Origin of the sequence: Sorangium sp. So ce296 (assembly GCF_051529605.1) — a bacterium.
Classification (GTDB): Bacteria; Myxococcota_A; Polyangia; order Polyangiales; family Polyangiaceae; genus Sorangium; species Sorangium cellulosum_D.
The window spans coordinates 11,664,473-11,679,375 of record NZ_CP150325.1 but is presented as its reverse complement, the minus strand read 5'-3'; the positions used below and the strand labels follow the sequence as shown (position 1 = coordinate 11,679,375).

At 71.9% G+C, this 14,903-nt stretch carries 11 protein-coding genes; 4 read left to right on the top strand and 7 right to left on the bottom strand.

The window, feature by feature from the left end:
- Positions 1-12 precede the first annotated feature (12 nt).
- The 4 genes from WME98_RS43105 to WME98_RS43090 form a co-directional block, all read right to left on the bottom strand.
- Positions 13-1,470 (bottom strand): YkgJ family cysteine cluster protein, encoded by a 1,458-nt coding sequence (locus WME98_RS43105; RefSeq protein ID WP_437947453.1) that lies wholly within the window; start codon positions 1,468-1,470, stop codon positions 13-15.
- A 94-nt stretch (positions 1,471-1,564) separates the two neighbouring features.
- Positions 1,565-2,017 (bottom strand): DUF1566 domain-containing protein, encoded by a 453-nt coding sequence (locus WME98_RS43100; protein ID WP_437947452.1) that lies wholly within the window; start codon positions 2,015-2,017, stop codon positions 1,565-1,567.
- Positions 2,018-2,759: 742 nt separating this feature from the next.
- On the bottom strand, positions 2,760-5,204 hold the full coding sequence (locus WME98_RS43095) for a right-handed parallel beta-helix repeat-containing protein (RefSeq protein ID WP_437947451.1): 2,445 nt from the start codon (positions 5,202-5,204) through the stop codon (positions 2,760-2,762).
- A 767-nt stretch (positions 5,205-5,971) separates the two neighbouring features.
- Complete coding sequence (locus WME98_RS43090; protein ID WP_437947450.1) at positions 5,972-6,985, bottom strand: hypothetical protein; 1,014 nt, start codon at positions 6,983-6,985, stop codon at positions 5,972-5,974.
- Between the two features lie 108 nt (positions 6,986-7,093).
- Here WME98_RS43090 and WME98_RS43085 point away from each other — a divergent pair, with 108 nt between their 5' ends.
- Positions 7,094-8,170, top strand: a complete 1,077-nt coding sequence (locus WME98_RS43085) for an MJ1255/VC2487 family glycosyltransferase (RefSeq protein ID WP_061628223.1) — start codon at positions 7,094-7,096, stop codon at positions 8,168-8,170.
- Between the two features lie 117 nt (positions 8,171-8,287).
- Here WME98_RS43085 and WME98_RS43080 read toward each other — a convergent pair whose 3' ends face one another.
- Both WME98_RS43080 and WME98_RS43075 read right to left on the bottom strand, forming a co-directional pair.
- Positions 8,288-8,548: a hypothetical protein gene (locus WME98_RS43080; RefSeq protein WP_437947449.1), complete on the bottom strand. Its 261-nt coding sequence runs from the start codon at positions 8,546-8,548 to the stop codon at positions 8,288-8,290.
- A gap of 127 nt (positions 8,549-8,675) precedes the next feature.
- Entirely contained in the window at positions 8,676-9,467 is a 792-nt protein-coding gene (locus WME98_RS43075) for a Stp1/IreP family PP2C-type Ser/Thr phosphatase (protein WP_020735664.1), read from the bottom strand.
- Between the two features lie 58 nt (positions 9,468-9,525).
- Here WME98_RS43075 and WME98_RS43070 point away from each other — a divergent pair, with 58 nt between their 5' ends.
- The 3 genes from WME98_RS43070 (at position 9,526) to WME98_RS43060 (ending at position 12,116) form a co-directional block, all read left to right on the top strand.
- Positions 9,526-10,911 (top strand): aldehyde dehydrogenase family protein, encoded by a 1,386-nt coding sequence (locus WME98_RS43070; RefSeq protein WP_437338318.1) that lies wholly within the window; start codon positions 9,526-9,528, stop codon positions 10,909-10,911.
- Positions 10,912-11,033: 122 nt separating this feature from the next.
- Positions 11,034-11,462, top strand: coding sequence for a VOC family protein (locus tag WME98_RS43065; RefSeq protein ID WP_437947448.1), 429 nt, complete (start codon positions 11,034-11,036; stop codon positions 11,460-11,462).
- Positions 11,463-11,645: 183 nt separating this feature from the next.
- Complete coding sequence (locus WME98_RS43060) at positions 11,646-12,116, top strand: hypothetical protein (RefSeq protein WP_061628228.1); 471 nt, start codon at positions 11,646-11,648, stop codon at positions 12,114-12,116.
- Between the two features lie 86 nt (positions 12,117-12,202).
- Here WME98_RS43060 and WME98_RS43055 read toward each other — a convergent pair whose 3' ends face one another.
- Positions 12,203-14,884 carry an exopolysaccharide transport family protein gene (locus WME98_RS43055; protein ID WP_437947447.1) on the bottom strand — a complete coding sequence of 894 codons (2,682 nt, stop codon included), beginning with the start codon at positions 14,882-14,884 and terminating at the stop codon, positions 12,203-12,205.
- Positions 14,885-14,903: the final 19 nt, after the last annotated feature.

Genomic DNA, 14,903 nt, shown 5'->3' with positions numbered 1-14,903 from the left:
CCGGCGGCGCGATCACCGCGCCCCGGCCGCCTCGGCGGCGTAGGCCTCGAGGCCGTGGCCGCGGAGCATCGCCTCGACGAGCGCGACCGGCTCGGCGCAGGCGGGGTCGTCGTCGCCCGCTGCGGCGACGACGACCGGCAGCGCCCGGGCCACGACGAGCCGCGCCGCGCGATCGCGCAGCGCGAGCGAGAGCGGCAGCGCGCCGATCAGGCGATGGCCGTGCAGCGCCGCGCGCAGGTAGAAGCGCTCCCGATCCGGGGCGGGCGCGGGCGCCGCGAGCAGCGCGGCGAGCAGGTCGGGCTCGGCCAGCGCGAGGGTCGTCGCCGCGATCCACTGCGCGGCGCGCCGGGCGAGATCCCGCTCGCTCCTCCAGCCGGCGTCCTCGCGCGCCCGCCGCGCCGCGCGCCCGTGCAGCGCGGCGAGCCACGGGCCGAGCGCCGCCGGCTCCAGCGGCTCGGGCCGCTCGAAGCGCGCGATGGCGCCGCCCGTGAGCCCCTCGGCCTCGACGGCGTCGGCGAGCGCGAAGAGGCCCGCGGCCACGTCGGGCGGCGGCGCCGCCGCGGCGAGCCGCCGCGACCACGCGACGAGCTCCGCCCGCGACGCGGTCGCGCCGGGCGAGATCGGCGCGCGATCCGGCAGCGCTGCCACGTCGATGCGCTCGTCCAGGTCGCCCCGCACCCGCAGCCGCGGATCGAGCAGCGGGGCGCCGCCGGGGCGGCCCGCGCTGGCCAGCACGCAGGCGCACTCCGCGGCGACCGAGACCCGCACCGACTCGCCGTCGTCCACGAAGCTGGTCGGGAAGGTCCGGCACCCGAGCGGCTTCGCCTCGGGCCCGCCGATCGCGTGGAGCGAGCAGCGCCCCTCGCCCTCGAGGTAGGCGCACCGGCCGTCCCGCATCGCCACCACGGAGGCCGCGCACGGCCACGTTCCGCGCTCGGGCGTGAAGGCGCGCTCGTGCCGGGCGCCGCCGCTCAGCATGTCGGGCCGCAGCGCCCGCGCCCGCGCCGCCTCCTCGGGGTCGAAGAGGATCGAGGCGTAGATCCGGCAGCAGCTCCCGCGCCCGTCGCAGTGCAGGCCGAAATCGGGCAGCACCTCCAGCGGGCGCTCGCGGCCGCCGCGCTCCTCGGGCGCGCGCGCGGGCCTCACCCCCGCCGCCGGCTCCGCGCGCGCCGCGTCCTCGCCGGCGGACTCGGCCTCGAGCAGGCCCGCGGCGTGGAGCTGCGCGAGGAACGCGTGCGCCGCGGGTGCGCGCGCGTGCGCGCCCTCGCGGGCGGCCGCGATCACGATGCCCTCGACGTCGCGCGTCCCGTCGGCCGCGGAGAGCAGGACCCACTCCCGCGCGCCGAGCTGGAGCAGCTGCCCGGAGCGGACGTCGTGCAGGATGATCCGCTCCTCCTCGCCGACGAGGTGGCGCCGCACGAGCACGTGGGCGGCGAGGCGAGGGCGCGCCGGCAGCGTGTTCGGGCTCACCCGGGCACGCTAACCGACGCCGGCGGCCGCGCGCCACCGAAACGAGGCGAGCGGGCCCCGCACCGCCCTCCCCGCCCGTGACCGCGCGGGCCCCTCAGCGCACGCACTTCACCCATGCGGCCGTGAAGTGGTTCCACTTGCCGCTCTCGCCGGCGTTGAACCCGGTGAAGCCGTCGTCGAAGTTGAGCGCCCACGCCGCCGGAGCGTTCCTCACGGCGGTGTGCGAGGCCCAGTACCAGTCGTTGCTGCGGGCGCCGTACTGCGTGTCCGGGAACATCGGTCTATTGATCGACGGCGCCACCTGGGCTTCGTCGACCAGGGTCGCGAGCTCCCGGATGCTCGGCAGGCGCCAGGCGCGATCGTCGAGATCGAGCGTCGCGCAGTAGCTCTCCGCCTCGGCCCAGGTCATCGTGGTCGGCGAATAGCCCTGCTGCCAGACGAGGCCCGTGTAGTTGTCCATCACCTCGCCGGGCGACACGACGGTGTACTGGTCGGGCGGCGCCACGGCCGGGCTGCTCGGCGCCTCCCCTTCCCCGTTGCCTCGCACGCAGCGCAGGCTCGCCGCGGTAGCCTTGGAGGTTGCGAGGACCGGCCGGCCTCTGCCCCGAAGCCGTTCTCCTGCGCCGCTGCGGACAGCGCGCTCCAGGCGAGCTCGTTCATGGGTCGTCGCCCTCGGGATCGCCGCGATCGCCAAGGCCCACTTTCGCTCGCTCCATCCAGGCGCAATGGAGCGCGCATGCCGCTCTCGACCAAGAAGACGTCCATCGGCAGCTCCAGCAACAGCAGGCCGAAGAACAAGAACAAGCGACATCACTGGAAGCGCTACCGAGGCCAGGGCAAGGCACATCACGGCTAGTCCCGGCCGCCAGAAGTCCGGCCAGGGGTGGCCGGACAGTCTGCACCGCTTCGCGGCGGCTCCGCGCGGGCGAAATTTGCCTTGTTTCCTTGGGGCTCCGCGGCCCCCGCACCCCGGCGTCCGCTTGGCGGCCGCCCTGGCTCGGCTCGGGATGAGGTGGCGGCCAGACGGCGGCGTCAGCCCTGTGTTGCCGCCGCTTGGCGCGATCCGCTCATCGAGGAGCCCGATGCGTAGACGCGATTGAGCTCGACGCTGGATCGCTCGAACATCTCATCAACGATCGTCAACCCAATTCACGAATGCGCATACACGACCTCATCTCCTGGGCCAGAATCGATTGTTGAGTGAGTAGACTGCGGCAGTCGATGATGGCGGCAGCGGACTTCGACCCCGAAGACCACGCCCCCACCGCTGCAGCGCTCACCGCGGCACGTCAGCGCACCCGCAGCTGCGCCGCCGATTCACCGAGCTTTGCGCCCTGCGCATCCACGATATGCAGCTTGTACGTTCCGGCGCTGGCCGGCACGGCGATGGACGTAGCGTCCCCCGCCGCCTTCGTCATCGTCGCGCCCTCCGTGAACGCGCCGGTGCCGGCCGGCGCGAGCCACACGGTGTTGGCCGCCGCGCCGGCGCTCCTGATCTTGATTGTCTTGGTGCCAGACGCCACCGAGGCGCTCGCCGGGAACACGTAGTCTTGAACCGCGAGCAGGCCGCTGGGGATGATGCCCCGGTGCTCTTCCTGGACGCCGGAGCTGAGGCAAATTTCGTACTGCGCTGACGGCCACATGTTGTCCGGCACCGCGACCGGCGGGTCGATCCTGCTATCGGGCGGGTTGACGCCCATCTTGTTCACCGTGGCGTACGTCCTCAGGATGGTGAGGTGGTGCTTGGCCCCGAAATCCTCGCAGTTGATCGTGTATTTTACGCCGGGATCGATGTCGAGCACGTTGTCGTTCTGCGTGATGTACGCGCTGCCCTCGTCGTTGTGCAGGCCGTACGTGGGGCCGCTCGTCGCAGGCGGAATGCCCTTGACGTAGTTTTCGTTGATTGTCGTGCCCGGCATCTGACCTAGCGTGTAGACCGCGCCGCTGTCGTGCAGCCTGCTCAATGTATCGATGAATCGATTGTTGTTGATCGCGTTATCTTTACAGGTCGTCGAGTCGGGGAAGTTCCGCCATCCCCAACCCAGGTTGATGCCGTTGTAGGCCGTCTTTTGGATCTGGTTATAGGTGATCTTCAGGCCATCGACGAAGAACGCGGTGATGCCCGAATGGCCACCGAAGCCAGGCAGCGAGCTCACATCGTACAGGAGGTTGTTGCTGATGGTGTCGTTTTTACAGATGCCCTCGACCCCCGGGCCGAACTTTTGGTGCGGGCCGGTGTCGCCCACGTACAGGTGCTGCGGGTGGCCGACCGTGATGCCGCTGCCGGCGATGTCGGTGATGTAGTTGCCGACGATGGTGGAATTCACGACGTCGTTGATGAAGGAAATCCCTTCATTGCCGCTGTGCTTCACCACGTTCCCGACGAAGTCGATCGAGTCGGCGTTGTTGACCGTGATCATCCCGGGCAGCGTGTCGGTGATCTCGTACTTGCTGTTGTGCCAGTTGCCGTCGCCGTAAGCGACGTAGATGGTGGCGCCCTGTACCGTCGCTTTGCCGCGCGACTCGCCCACGCTGTACAGGTTGTAGTCGGTGTTGGCGAAGGTGATGCCCTGGAAGGTGAGGTGCTTGACGCGGCTAGCGGTGGAGTCGCCGGCGATGTCGATCAGCTTCTCTGCGATCGGCGCCTGCACGTCGACTTGAGCCATGTCTTCGCCCTGCCGCGGGTAGTAGTAGAGGGTGCCGGTCGTCTTGTCGAAATAGAACTGACCGGGCGAGCTCAAGAACTCGCGCGCGTTGTAGATCGTGTGAGTACCAGACACGCTAAAGCCCGAATTCCAACCCGGGGTTTGCGCGATGGCGCCGTAGGGCTGCTGAAAGAGCAGCGCGCGGAAGTTGTCTTGCGTCGTGGTGACATCGCGAACGCAAACGATATTCTCGTTCCAGGTGGTGCCGTTCACGATCTCGAGATCGTCCATATTGCTGGCGATGGCTGGCACCGCGTTGAGGTCGTACTTGGCGCCATCGCTGCCGCTGCCGCTCGCCCAAGCCCAGCTCTGCTGCCCGGCCGTCACTCTGTACGTCCCGACCCCTCCGCGCGACGTGACCCGCTTGCTCGTCATCAGGGCACGAGCATCGTTCACGTACAGGTTGCGCAGCTTCGTCGTTCGGTTCAGCTTGGCCTTGTAGATATTGCCTGTGTCCGGCGTCCATCCGGTCACCTGCGTCGCGCCGTTCAAAACGGGCTTTTCCCCGGGGTAAGCCTGGTAGTAGATGCGGTGGCCGTTCGTGCCCGAGTCCGGCGGCGTGAAGACGATGGCGTCGGTGAGGCTGTACGTGCCAGCTCGGAGGTAAACGTAGATGTCGCCGGTCATGTCGGCGTTGACGGTGCGGACGACGTCGCGCGCCCTGGTGACCGTCTTGAACGGCGCGCTGGCCGTGCCTGGATTGTCGTCGCTGCCGGAAGGCGACACGTAGTACGCCGCTTGCCGCGTCCCGGTCTCGTCTGGAACCTCGCCGCCGCCGCCCGCTCCGCCGCCCGCTCCGCCACCGGCCATCGCGCCGGCGCTGCCGCCGCCCCCGGCCTCTGCCGCTCCTCCGGCTCCTGCAGTGGCGTCGGCTCCGCCGGTCGCGCCGCCGCCAGCCGAGCCGTCACCGCCAGCCAGGTTGGGGCTCGTTCCGTCCGATGAACAAGCAGCCAACCCAGCGAACGCCGTGAGCGATGCGGCGACCAGAAGCTTGACGTGACGAACGGTGGAATCGAGACTCTCACGCATGATTATTGCCTCGAACGTAAGGTGATCCAGCTGCCGACGCGAAGCACCGCGCTGCCTCCAGATCACGTCAATTCAGCAAGGGATCGACCCGCGGCGATGCTGCCGCGAGAGTTGCCAGGGCCTCGCGAAGGAGCGGTGCGTCGCGAAGCGGGCGTCGCGAAGCGGAGACGCCAACCGAGCATGTGCGCCGGGACGCCGCGCGGCGATAGGCGCAGCATCCCTGCCGAGGACCAAGCCGCGCCGCGTTGGACCAGCTCCCACCGGCCGTGGCGTAAAGGCGGCCCCTTCGATGCATGAATGAGTTGTTGCTGCAGCGTCCCTTTTCCAGGAGGGAGGCGGATGGCGTAAGGAATTTCCGTCACCTGAGGTCAGCGCGGCGATTCGCCCTTGAAATCTTCGAATCGTCTTCCATCCAGGCGGCAAGCGCGTCTTGCTATGGCATCCCATCGGAGCCCAACTGCTGCTTCCTCCCCTGCATGCGCCTCACCTGAAGCCAGGAGCCCGACCGACACCGTGAACGTGCATGAGGAGAGAGGCCCGGTACGCATGGCGCACCTATCCAGGGCAAGGCGAGAGAATACCCAGCGCGAAATGTTAACGTTAACATGGCTGGCGTCAAACGAAATCGACCGGCGCGAATGCCCTCGATCCCGAGGGGTGCGCAGCGGCGGCCGGCCGAGGCGGCCGCGTGAAAGAAACGTCTGGCGCCGCTGCTGGCGTGCTTGGAGACAGCTGCCTGACACCGGGCCACTGTGCCCAGGTCGAGACTATTCGCTCCAGCGCGCGCGGCCGGCCGCGCGCCCCACGAGCGCCGCGGCCGCCACCGCGGCCCGCGCCCGCAGCGTCGCCCGGGGCAGGCGCGGCTCGGCCGGCGGCGCCACGAACGCCTCCAGCCACGCCTCGGCCGGCGGCCGCGCCAGCACCCCGCCGAGATCGAAGAGCGCGAGATCCTGCACGCCGGCCGTCACCGCGACGGCCACGTCCTCGCGCAGCTCGGCGACCGAGCGGTACACCGGCTCGTCGCCGAGCGCGCCCCTCCCCACCGCGCCCACCGAGGCGCCCGCCCTCGGACCGAACCGCCGCGCGGCGGCGCCGCACCCCCAGGCGAGCAGCGCGACCGCGTCGTCCCGCCCGAGCGCGCCGCGCGAGTACCCCTCGAACAGCGACGTGTACAGCATCGCGCCGACCCGCCCCCACGGCGGCGCCGACACGGGCGTCCCGAGGATCCGCTCCCAGCCGCCCGCCGGCCCGTCGGCCAGGACGAGCGGCACGACCGCGGCCGAGGTCGCCACCCCGCGGCCGTGGATCGCGCCCGCCATCTCCCCATACGCGCGCTGCGCGTCCCGCCACCGCGCCTCCCGGCCGGCCGCGCCCGCCCGCGCTCCCCGGACCCCGCCGCCGAGCAGCGCGATCGCCCCGCGCCCGCCGTCGAACGCCCGGCGCACGGCCTGGATCGGCGGCTCGAGATCGACCGCGACCTCCGCCGCGGCGAGGCCGCGCGCGTCGAGCGCGTCGAGCAGCCGCGCGACGAACGCGCCGAACGCCGCCGCGTTGCCGGCGCTCGCCCAGCGCCCGTCCTCGTCCGCGATCATCGGCCACACCGCGACCCCGACCCCCGCGTCCGCGCACGCCGCCGCGAGATCCGGCAGGCCCGCCGCCGTCTGGGGCCGCACCGCGATCGCGAGATCCAGCCCGTACCGCCGGAGGAGCGCGAGCGTTCCGGGCGCACGCACGACCTCGAGCGGCAGGAGCTCGCTCCAGATCCGGCGGCGCGGCGTCACGCCCGCCGCCCGCGCCGCAGCGTCCGCGCGCCGGCCAGCGCGCCGCCCGCGCCCCGACCCCGCCGTTTCCTTCCGAACCCCGGGCAGCGCCCGCTACACTCGCGCGCCATGAAGATCCTCTACGGCGTCGTCGGCGAAGGGATGGGGCACGCCATGCGCTCGCGCGTCGTGATCGAGCGCCTGCTCGAGCTGGGGCACGAGCTCGAGATCATGGCGTCGGGACGCGCGACCGATTTTCTGTCGAAGCGCTTCGCGGGGGTGAACCGCATCCACGGGCTCCACATGATCTACGAGGAGAACCGGGTGCGCCGCGGCAAGACGCTCTGGTCCAACGTGCTCTCCGGCGCGACCGGCATCCCGAAGAACATCGCCGCGTACTTCGAGCTCATCAAGGACTTTCGCCCCGAGCTCACCATCAGCGACTTCGAGTCGTGGACGTACCTCTACGCCAAGCTCCACCGGCTGCCGATCCTCTCGATCGACAACATGCAGATCATCAACCGCTGCACCCACGACGCGGAGATCGTCGCCGGCCACGAGGCGGGCTTCCAGCTCACGCGCGCGTTCGTGAAGAGCAAGCTGCCGTTCTGCCAGCACTACGTCATCGCCACGTTCTTCCGCCCCCCGGTCCGCAAGCAGGAGACGACGCTGGTGCCGCCGATCCTCCGCCCCGAGATCATCGCGGCCAACCGCCGCCCCGGGGAGCACCTGCTCGTCTACCAGACCGCCGAGGGGAACGAGGCGCTCGCCGAGACGCTCGCCAGGACCGGGCTCGAGTGCCGCATCTACGGCATGCGCCGGAGCATCACCGAGGAGCAGGTCGAGGGGAACCTGCGCTACCGCCCGTTCAGCGAGGAGGGCTTCATCGACGACCTCGCCTCGTGCCGCGCCGTCATCGCCGGCGGGGGGTTCACGCTGATGGGCGAGGCGGTCTACCTGCGCAAGCCGATGCTCGCCGTCCCCCTCGGGCGCCAGTTCGAGCAGGTGCTCAACGCCCGCTACCTCGAGCGCGAGGGGTTCGGCCGCGGCGCCGACTCGCTCGACGACCCGGCGGTCGTCGCCGATTTCGTGAAGGCCATCCCCGGTTGCGAAGAGAAGCTCGCCGGCTACTCCCAGGACGGCAACCGCCGGCTGTTCCAGGTGATGGACGAGCTGCTCGATCGCGCGCACGCCGGCGTGCTCTGAGCGTCACGCAGCACGGCGCGCGGCGGCGCCGGCATGCTCCGGGCGCCGTCGGCGCGGCGCCCGGCGGCGAGGCGGCGCGCTCGCATCCGAGCGCGCCGCGCCCCGCCGAGGCCTCGCCTACTTCGGCCTGCAGCCCTTGATGTCCGAGCCGGAGATGCCGTTGCACTCCTGGTCGGCCGGGCAGTCCGCCTGCTCGACGCACACCTTCAGGCATTCGAGCGCCGCGCTGTCGTCCGGCTTGCCGCAGACCGCCCCGTCCTCGCACTCGCCGTCCGCGCCCTCGTCCTCGCACGCCTCGCCGAGCGCCGCCCCGCCGCCACAGCCCCAGACGAGCAGCGCGCCCACAACGAGCCCCATCCCGATCCACGTGGTTCGCATACCGTGACCTCGCAATTTTACGACACAACTGCAAGCGGTGGAGGAGCGCGCGCCCGCCGCCCCGCCCTTGCGTTTCAGGCCGCGGCGTGGCGTCGTCCTCCTCGGCCCCTCCGACCGCCTCCGGATGCTACCGCGCGTTGCGGCTCTTCGCGCTCGGGCGCTGGCTCCACGACGCCGAGGCGGTCTCCTCGATCCGGATGAGGACGGCGGTGATGTTGTCGCGGCCACCGTTCTCGTTGGCGCAGTCGATGAGCTTGCAGCACGCCTCGGCGAGCACGGCGTTGTCCTCGATGATGCGCGCGATCTCGCGGTCGTCGACGAGCCCGTGGAGGCCGTCGGAGCAGAGGAGGAAGACGTCGCCGGCCTCGACGCGCTCGGCGCGCAGATCGACGTCGACGCTGGGGCCGATCCCGAGCGCGCGCGTGATCACGTTGCGGGGCAGGTACGCGAGGTCGCTCTCGGTGAGGTCGGGCCGCTCGAGGAGCGCGTCCGCGATCAGCGAGTGGTCGCGGGTCAGCTGCGCCATATCGCCGTTGCGGAGCAGGTAGCAGCGGCTGTCGCCGGCGTGCGCGACGTAGAACTTCCGCTCCCGCGGCGAGAACGCCGCGGCGACGACCGTGGTCCCCATCCCGCGGTAGAACCGCGAGTCGTCGGCGTGCGCGAAGATGCGCGCGTTCGCGTAGGTCACGGCGGCGCGGAGCCGGTCGCCGGTCGACGCCTTGCGTCGCTTGCCGTTCGCCTCGCGGAAGTAGCCGGCGATGGCGCTCGCGGCGATGCGGCTCGCGACCTCGCCGGCCTCGTGCCCGCCCATGCCATCCGCGACGACGTAGACGTTGAACTCGGGGAGGAGGATGTATCGGTCCTCGTTGTGGATCCGCTCCCTGCCGACGTCCGATAGACCTGCCGCGATGGCGCGCATTCGCCCCGAGTCTAGACGACGCTTGGCCTCCCAGGGAACTGGGTTAATCTCCCCCGCCATGCCCGACCTGGTGATCGACAACCCGTATACCCTCGAAGAAGCCGTCCGCCGGCCCCTCGCCGACCCGACCGAGGTCGACCGCCTCCTCGACGCCGCCACCGCCGCCGCGCGGAGCTTCTCGCGCACATCCCTCGCCGAGCGCGCCGCCCTGTGCCTGCGCGCGGTCGAGCGCCTCGAGGCCAGCGCGCCGTCGATCGCCGCCGACATCACCCGCATGATGGGCAAGCCCCTGCGCCAATCCCGCAACGAAATCGCGGGGATGGCCAAGCGAGCTCGGCACATGATCTCGATCGCCGAGGCCGCGCTCGCCGACGTGGTCCTCCCGGAGCTCCCGGGGGTGGAGCGGCGGATCGTGCGGGCGCCGCTCGGTGTGGTGTTCAACCTCCCGGCCTGGAATTACCCGCTCCTCACGGCCGTGAACGTGGTCATCCCCGCGGTGCTCTCGGGCAATGTCGTGCTGCTCAAGCACTCGCCGCGCTCGCCGCTCTGCGGGGAGCACTTCGCGGCCGCCTTCGCCGAGGCCGGCGCGCCCCCCGGCCTGGTCCAGGCCTTCCACTGCGACCACCCGACCTCCGAGCGCATCGCGTCGGATCCGCGCGTCAATTTCGTGGCGTTCACAGGTTCCGTCGAAGGCGGACGGCGGATCTACGCGGCCACGTCGAAGAAGGTGGCCGTCGACGCCGGGCTGGAGCTCGGTGGGAAGGACGGCGCCTATGTCGCAGCCGACGCCGACCTCGAGAAGGCGGTGGACGGGATCGTCGACGGCGCCTGCTACAACGCCGGACAGAGCTGCTGCGCGGTCGAGCGCGCGTACGTCCACCGCGATCTCTATCCGAAGTTCGTGGAGGCGGCGCTGGAGCTGATGAAGGGGTACGTCCTCGGCGATCCGACGGACGAGCGCACGAACCTGGGTCCGATGGCGCAGCCGCACGCGCCGGCGTTCCTGGAGGCGCAGGTGAAGCAGGCGCTGTCGCGGGGCGCGCGGGCGCTCTGCGGCGGCCGGGCGACGCAGGTCGACGGCCGCGGGCGGTTCTTCCAGCCGACGCTGCTGGTCGACACGGCGCCGGATCTCGACGTGATGCGCATCGAGTCGTTCGGGCCGGTGCTGCCGGTGGTGCCGGTCTCGTCGGACGAGGAGGCGCTGGCGCTGATGAACGACAGCGATCTCGGGCTCACCGCGTCGGTCTGGACGCGGGACCGCGAGCGCGCGGCGCGGCTCGCGCGCGATCTCGAGGTCGGCACGGTCTACATGAACCAGTGCGACACGCTGGATCCGGCGCTCCCGTGGACGGCGGCGAAGAACAGCGGCAAGGGCGCGACGCTCTCGACGCTCGGGTTCCTGCACCTGACGCGGCCGAAGGCGATCAACTTCAAGCTCGGCTGAGCGCCGAGCGGGCAACTTCAAGCTCGGCTGAGGGCCGGCGCCGTCCGGCTCAACACACGCGCAAGGGAGGCCGTGCCGTTCAGGCCTCCCCCGCGCCACGGCTCATGGGGAGTAGTGAAAGCATGGAAACACAGCAGCTCTATCGCGGGCGTCTCATCGATCACATCCAGCTCGTCGTGGCGGACATCGCGGCGAGCAAGAGGTTCTACCAGGCGGTCTTCGACGCGGTCGGCGTCCCCATCGGCGGCGAGGCCGACGATTACTTCTGGGCCGACGAGCTCTTCGTCTCGAGCGCGAGCTCACAGGCCGCCGCGGGCCAGCTCACCGGCCGGACGCACCTCGCGTTCCAGGCGAACGACCGCGCGACGGTCGAGCGCTTCCACGCCGCCGCGATCGCCGCGGGCGGCAAGGACAACGGCGCCCCTGGCGAGCGCCCGTACCATCCCGGCTATTACGCGGCCTTCGTGCTGGATCCCGACGGGAACAACATCGAGGTCGTCCATCACGGGCCGGCGAACAGGTCGGCGGACGCCATCAAGATCACGTTCTGAGCAGCGCGAGCCCCCGGCGCCCCTCGGGTCGACGCCGGCGGCGCTGCGATGCGATGCGCTGCGACGTCGTGGCGCATCGGCGGCCTCACGAAGCGAGGCGACGCGGAGCGCGCTTGACATCAAATCATATCCGTCGTCTCATCCATGCTCCCCATTGGACCATTCTTAACCACTGGAGCAGCATTGAACACCTGGAAGATTGCGGCGGTGGCCGGCGCGCTCGCGATTGCCTCGGCCCCGAGCGTCGCGCGCGCGGATTGGTACATCGAGGCCGAGACCATCCAGTATGACTTGTATCCGTACGCGGTCGGATACGGCTGGGGCGCCAACGCCGACGCGTTCCTGCAGCTCAACTGGAACGGCGGACCTTACAAGTACTTCTACGTTGCGAGCGCGGGCTCGTACGTCCTCCACGCGCGCCTGGCCGGATCGATCTGCAACGGCTATCCGGCCGCGCTCTTCTTCATCGACGCCGTGGCCCGCGGCCGGCGCCCGATCGGCGCCGGCTGGACGCACCAGACGTCCGATGCGGTGTGGCTCGAGGCGGGCTGGCACTCCTTCGCGGTCGCGCTGGAGAACGACTATGCCGCGGCGGGGTGCAACCGGGACATCTGGTTCGACGCGGCGTGGATGTACGGCAACACGTCGATATGATGCGTCGCGACGAGCGCGCGGCTGCGAAGCGGTGTGTTCTCCCGCTTCGTCCCCGGCGAGCGCGTTGCGGCGCGTCGCGCTGATGGTCACGTCGCCGGCTCCTCCACCTCGATTCGCTTCCTCGCGACCGGCCTCGCCGCGACGTCGTTGAGGACCACGCCGAGGATGCGGCGCTCGCCGAGCTGCTCGACGGCCCGCGCGAGCGAGGACGCCCGCGTCACGGAGGCGCGGGCGACCACGAGGACGCCGTCGCAGGCGTCCTCGATGACGTTGGCGTCGCCCGAGCCGAGGACCGGCGGGCCGTCGAGCACCACGTAATCGTAGTAGCGCCGGAGCGCGCGCATGGCGGCCTCGAAGTGGATCGAGTGGAGCGCCGCGGGGTAGCTCGCCTCGAGCGACGGCTCCGCGAGCACCGAGAGCGAGGGGCTGAGGGCGATCACGCCGAGCGGGCGGGCCTCGCCGGCCATGCGCCGGCGGAGCTGCTCCGAGAAGCTCGCGTGCGCGGGCAGCCGGAGGCCGAGGGTCGCCGCGACGCGGGGGCGCGCGAGGTGGCCCTCGACGAGGAGGACCCGCGCGCGCTCGGCCTCGGCGAGCGTCATCGCGAGGCGCGCCGCGACCGCGGTCTTGCCCTCGGCCCGGCCGGGGCTCACCACGGCGACCGTGAGCGGCTCGCCCCCTCGCCGCTGATCGAGCCGGTGCCGCAGCACCCGGAGGGCGGCGAGCGCCGACGCGGGCGCGCCCCGGAGCAGCTCGAACACCCCGCACCCGTCCGGATCGACGTCGGCGCCGAGGATCTCCACCTCGGGCTCGCGGAACCCGGCGCCGCCAGCGTACGCGAGGTGGCGCGGGCCCACGCAGGCGAGCGGCCCGCCGGGCGCGCCAGAGGCCGGCTCGGCAGCGCTCCAGGCCTCCTCGGCCGCGCTGGAGGCCGGCTCCGGCGCGCTCCAGGGCGAGCGCGGGCCGGCGTCGCCCTCGAGCTCCAGGCCGTCCGGGAGCGTGTCCTCCTCGCCCTCGGCGAACCCGGGTTGGCCCGGCCCGGCGAACCCGGGTTGGCCCGGCTCGGCCAACCCGGGTTGACCTGGCGCTGGCCCCGCCGGTTCGCTGGGCCGCACGCCGCCGTCCTCGTGCGCGGCGGCGGGCGCCGCGCCGTACGCCGGCACGATCGCGCGCTCGCGGAGCGGCGGCTGCGGCGGGAGCTCCGGCATCGCGGCCAGCAGGGCGGGGCCGCCGAGCGCGTGGATGTCGCCGCCGTCGTACAGCGTGTCGTTGAGCAGCACCCGGGCCCCGGCGACGCCCAGCGCGAAGAAGAACGTCACCGCGGCCCCCGCGAAGAACACGCGGCCCCGACCGCGATCCGGCCGGCTCGGCAGGTACGCCGGATCGAGGACGTCGAGCTCGGTCTCGCTCTTGTTCTCCGCGGCGTCCGCGGAGAGGTCCGCGGCGCGCTCGTTGGCCTGAACGGCCTTCAGGTACTCGCGCGCCCGCTCGAGATCGAGGCGGAGCCGGTGCCACTCGGTCTCGAGCTCGATCACCCGCTCCTCCGCGTCCCCGTCGGGCCCCGCCGGCGCGCGCCGCGCCTCGCCCCCCGCAGCCTCCAGCGCGCGCCGCGACTCGCCCCCCGCCGCCGCCCTGCCGCCGCCGGCGCGCGCGCGCAGGCCCGCGATCTGCCGGAGCAGCGCGCTCCGCTCCGCCGAGAGCGCCGCGCGCCGCGCCGGCGTGAGCTCGCCCGCCTCGCCGCGCGGGACCTCGGTGAGGCCCGCGCGCACGAGCCCGAGCGCGCTCTCGGCGGCCGCGAGCTGGCTCCTGGCCGCCTCGACGCGGCGCTTCGCGGCGATGGCGTCCGGGTGGATCGGGGTCACGGTCGACAGCTTCTCGGCGAGCGCCGTCTCCGCCGACACGAGCGCCGCGGCGGCCGCGTCGCGGGCCCGCTGCGCGTCGACCACGCTCGGGGGCAACGGCTGCCCCGGCGCCGCCGCGGGCGAGCGCGCGACCCCGAGCAGCGCCTCCACCCGGGCGAGCTGCCGCTCGAGCGCGGCGAGCTGCGGGTCCATGGGCCGGGCCGGCGGCGAAGCGCGGGCGGCCGCGGGCGCGGGGGCGCCGGGCGAACCGAGCGGCTGGGGCGCCGGCGCGTACGGCGAGTCGTTGAGACCCCACTGGAACTGCGGGTTCTTGGCGAGGAACGTCGCCAGCGCGCGGCTCGCCTCGTCGACCTTGGCGCTCGCCTCGGCGAGCTCGCGCCGCAAAAAATCGCGGGTCATCGTCGCGGCGCCGAGGCTGTCGCGGCGGTAGTCGTCGATCAGGATCTGCGTGAGGCGGGCGGCGACCTGCTGCGCGACGCGCGGATCGTCGTGGGTGAACGAGATGACGTACGTATCGCTGCTCTGCGCGCGGAAGCCGACGTGGCTCTTCATCTCCTCGACCGCCTCGACCATCGAGCGGGCGGTCTTCTCCGGGTACAGCCCGAACGCCTCGATGACGCCGGCGAGCGTCCCGCGCGCGATCAGCGCGTCCTTGAGCTTGGGCCCGAGGCGCGCCGCCCGCGCGGTGCTGCTCTGGGGGTCGCGGCCGGTCTGGATGGTCTCGCGGTAGAGGATGGTGGCCTCGCTCCGCCACACCCGCTTCGTGGCGAGCGCCAGGGCGAGGGAGATGGAGAGCCCGACGGCGATCATCGCGGCCATCCCGCGCCAGTACATCCGGACGCGGCCGAGGACGCTGATCGCGCGATCGAGGCGCTCGCGGGGTGTGCTCTCCGTGCTCAGGCTGGACATGATGTTCCCCGCACCGCGG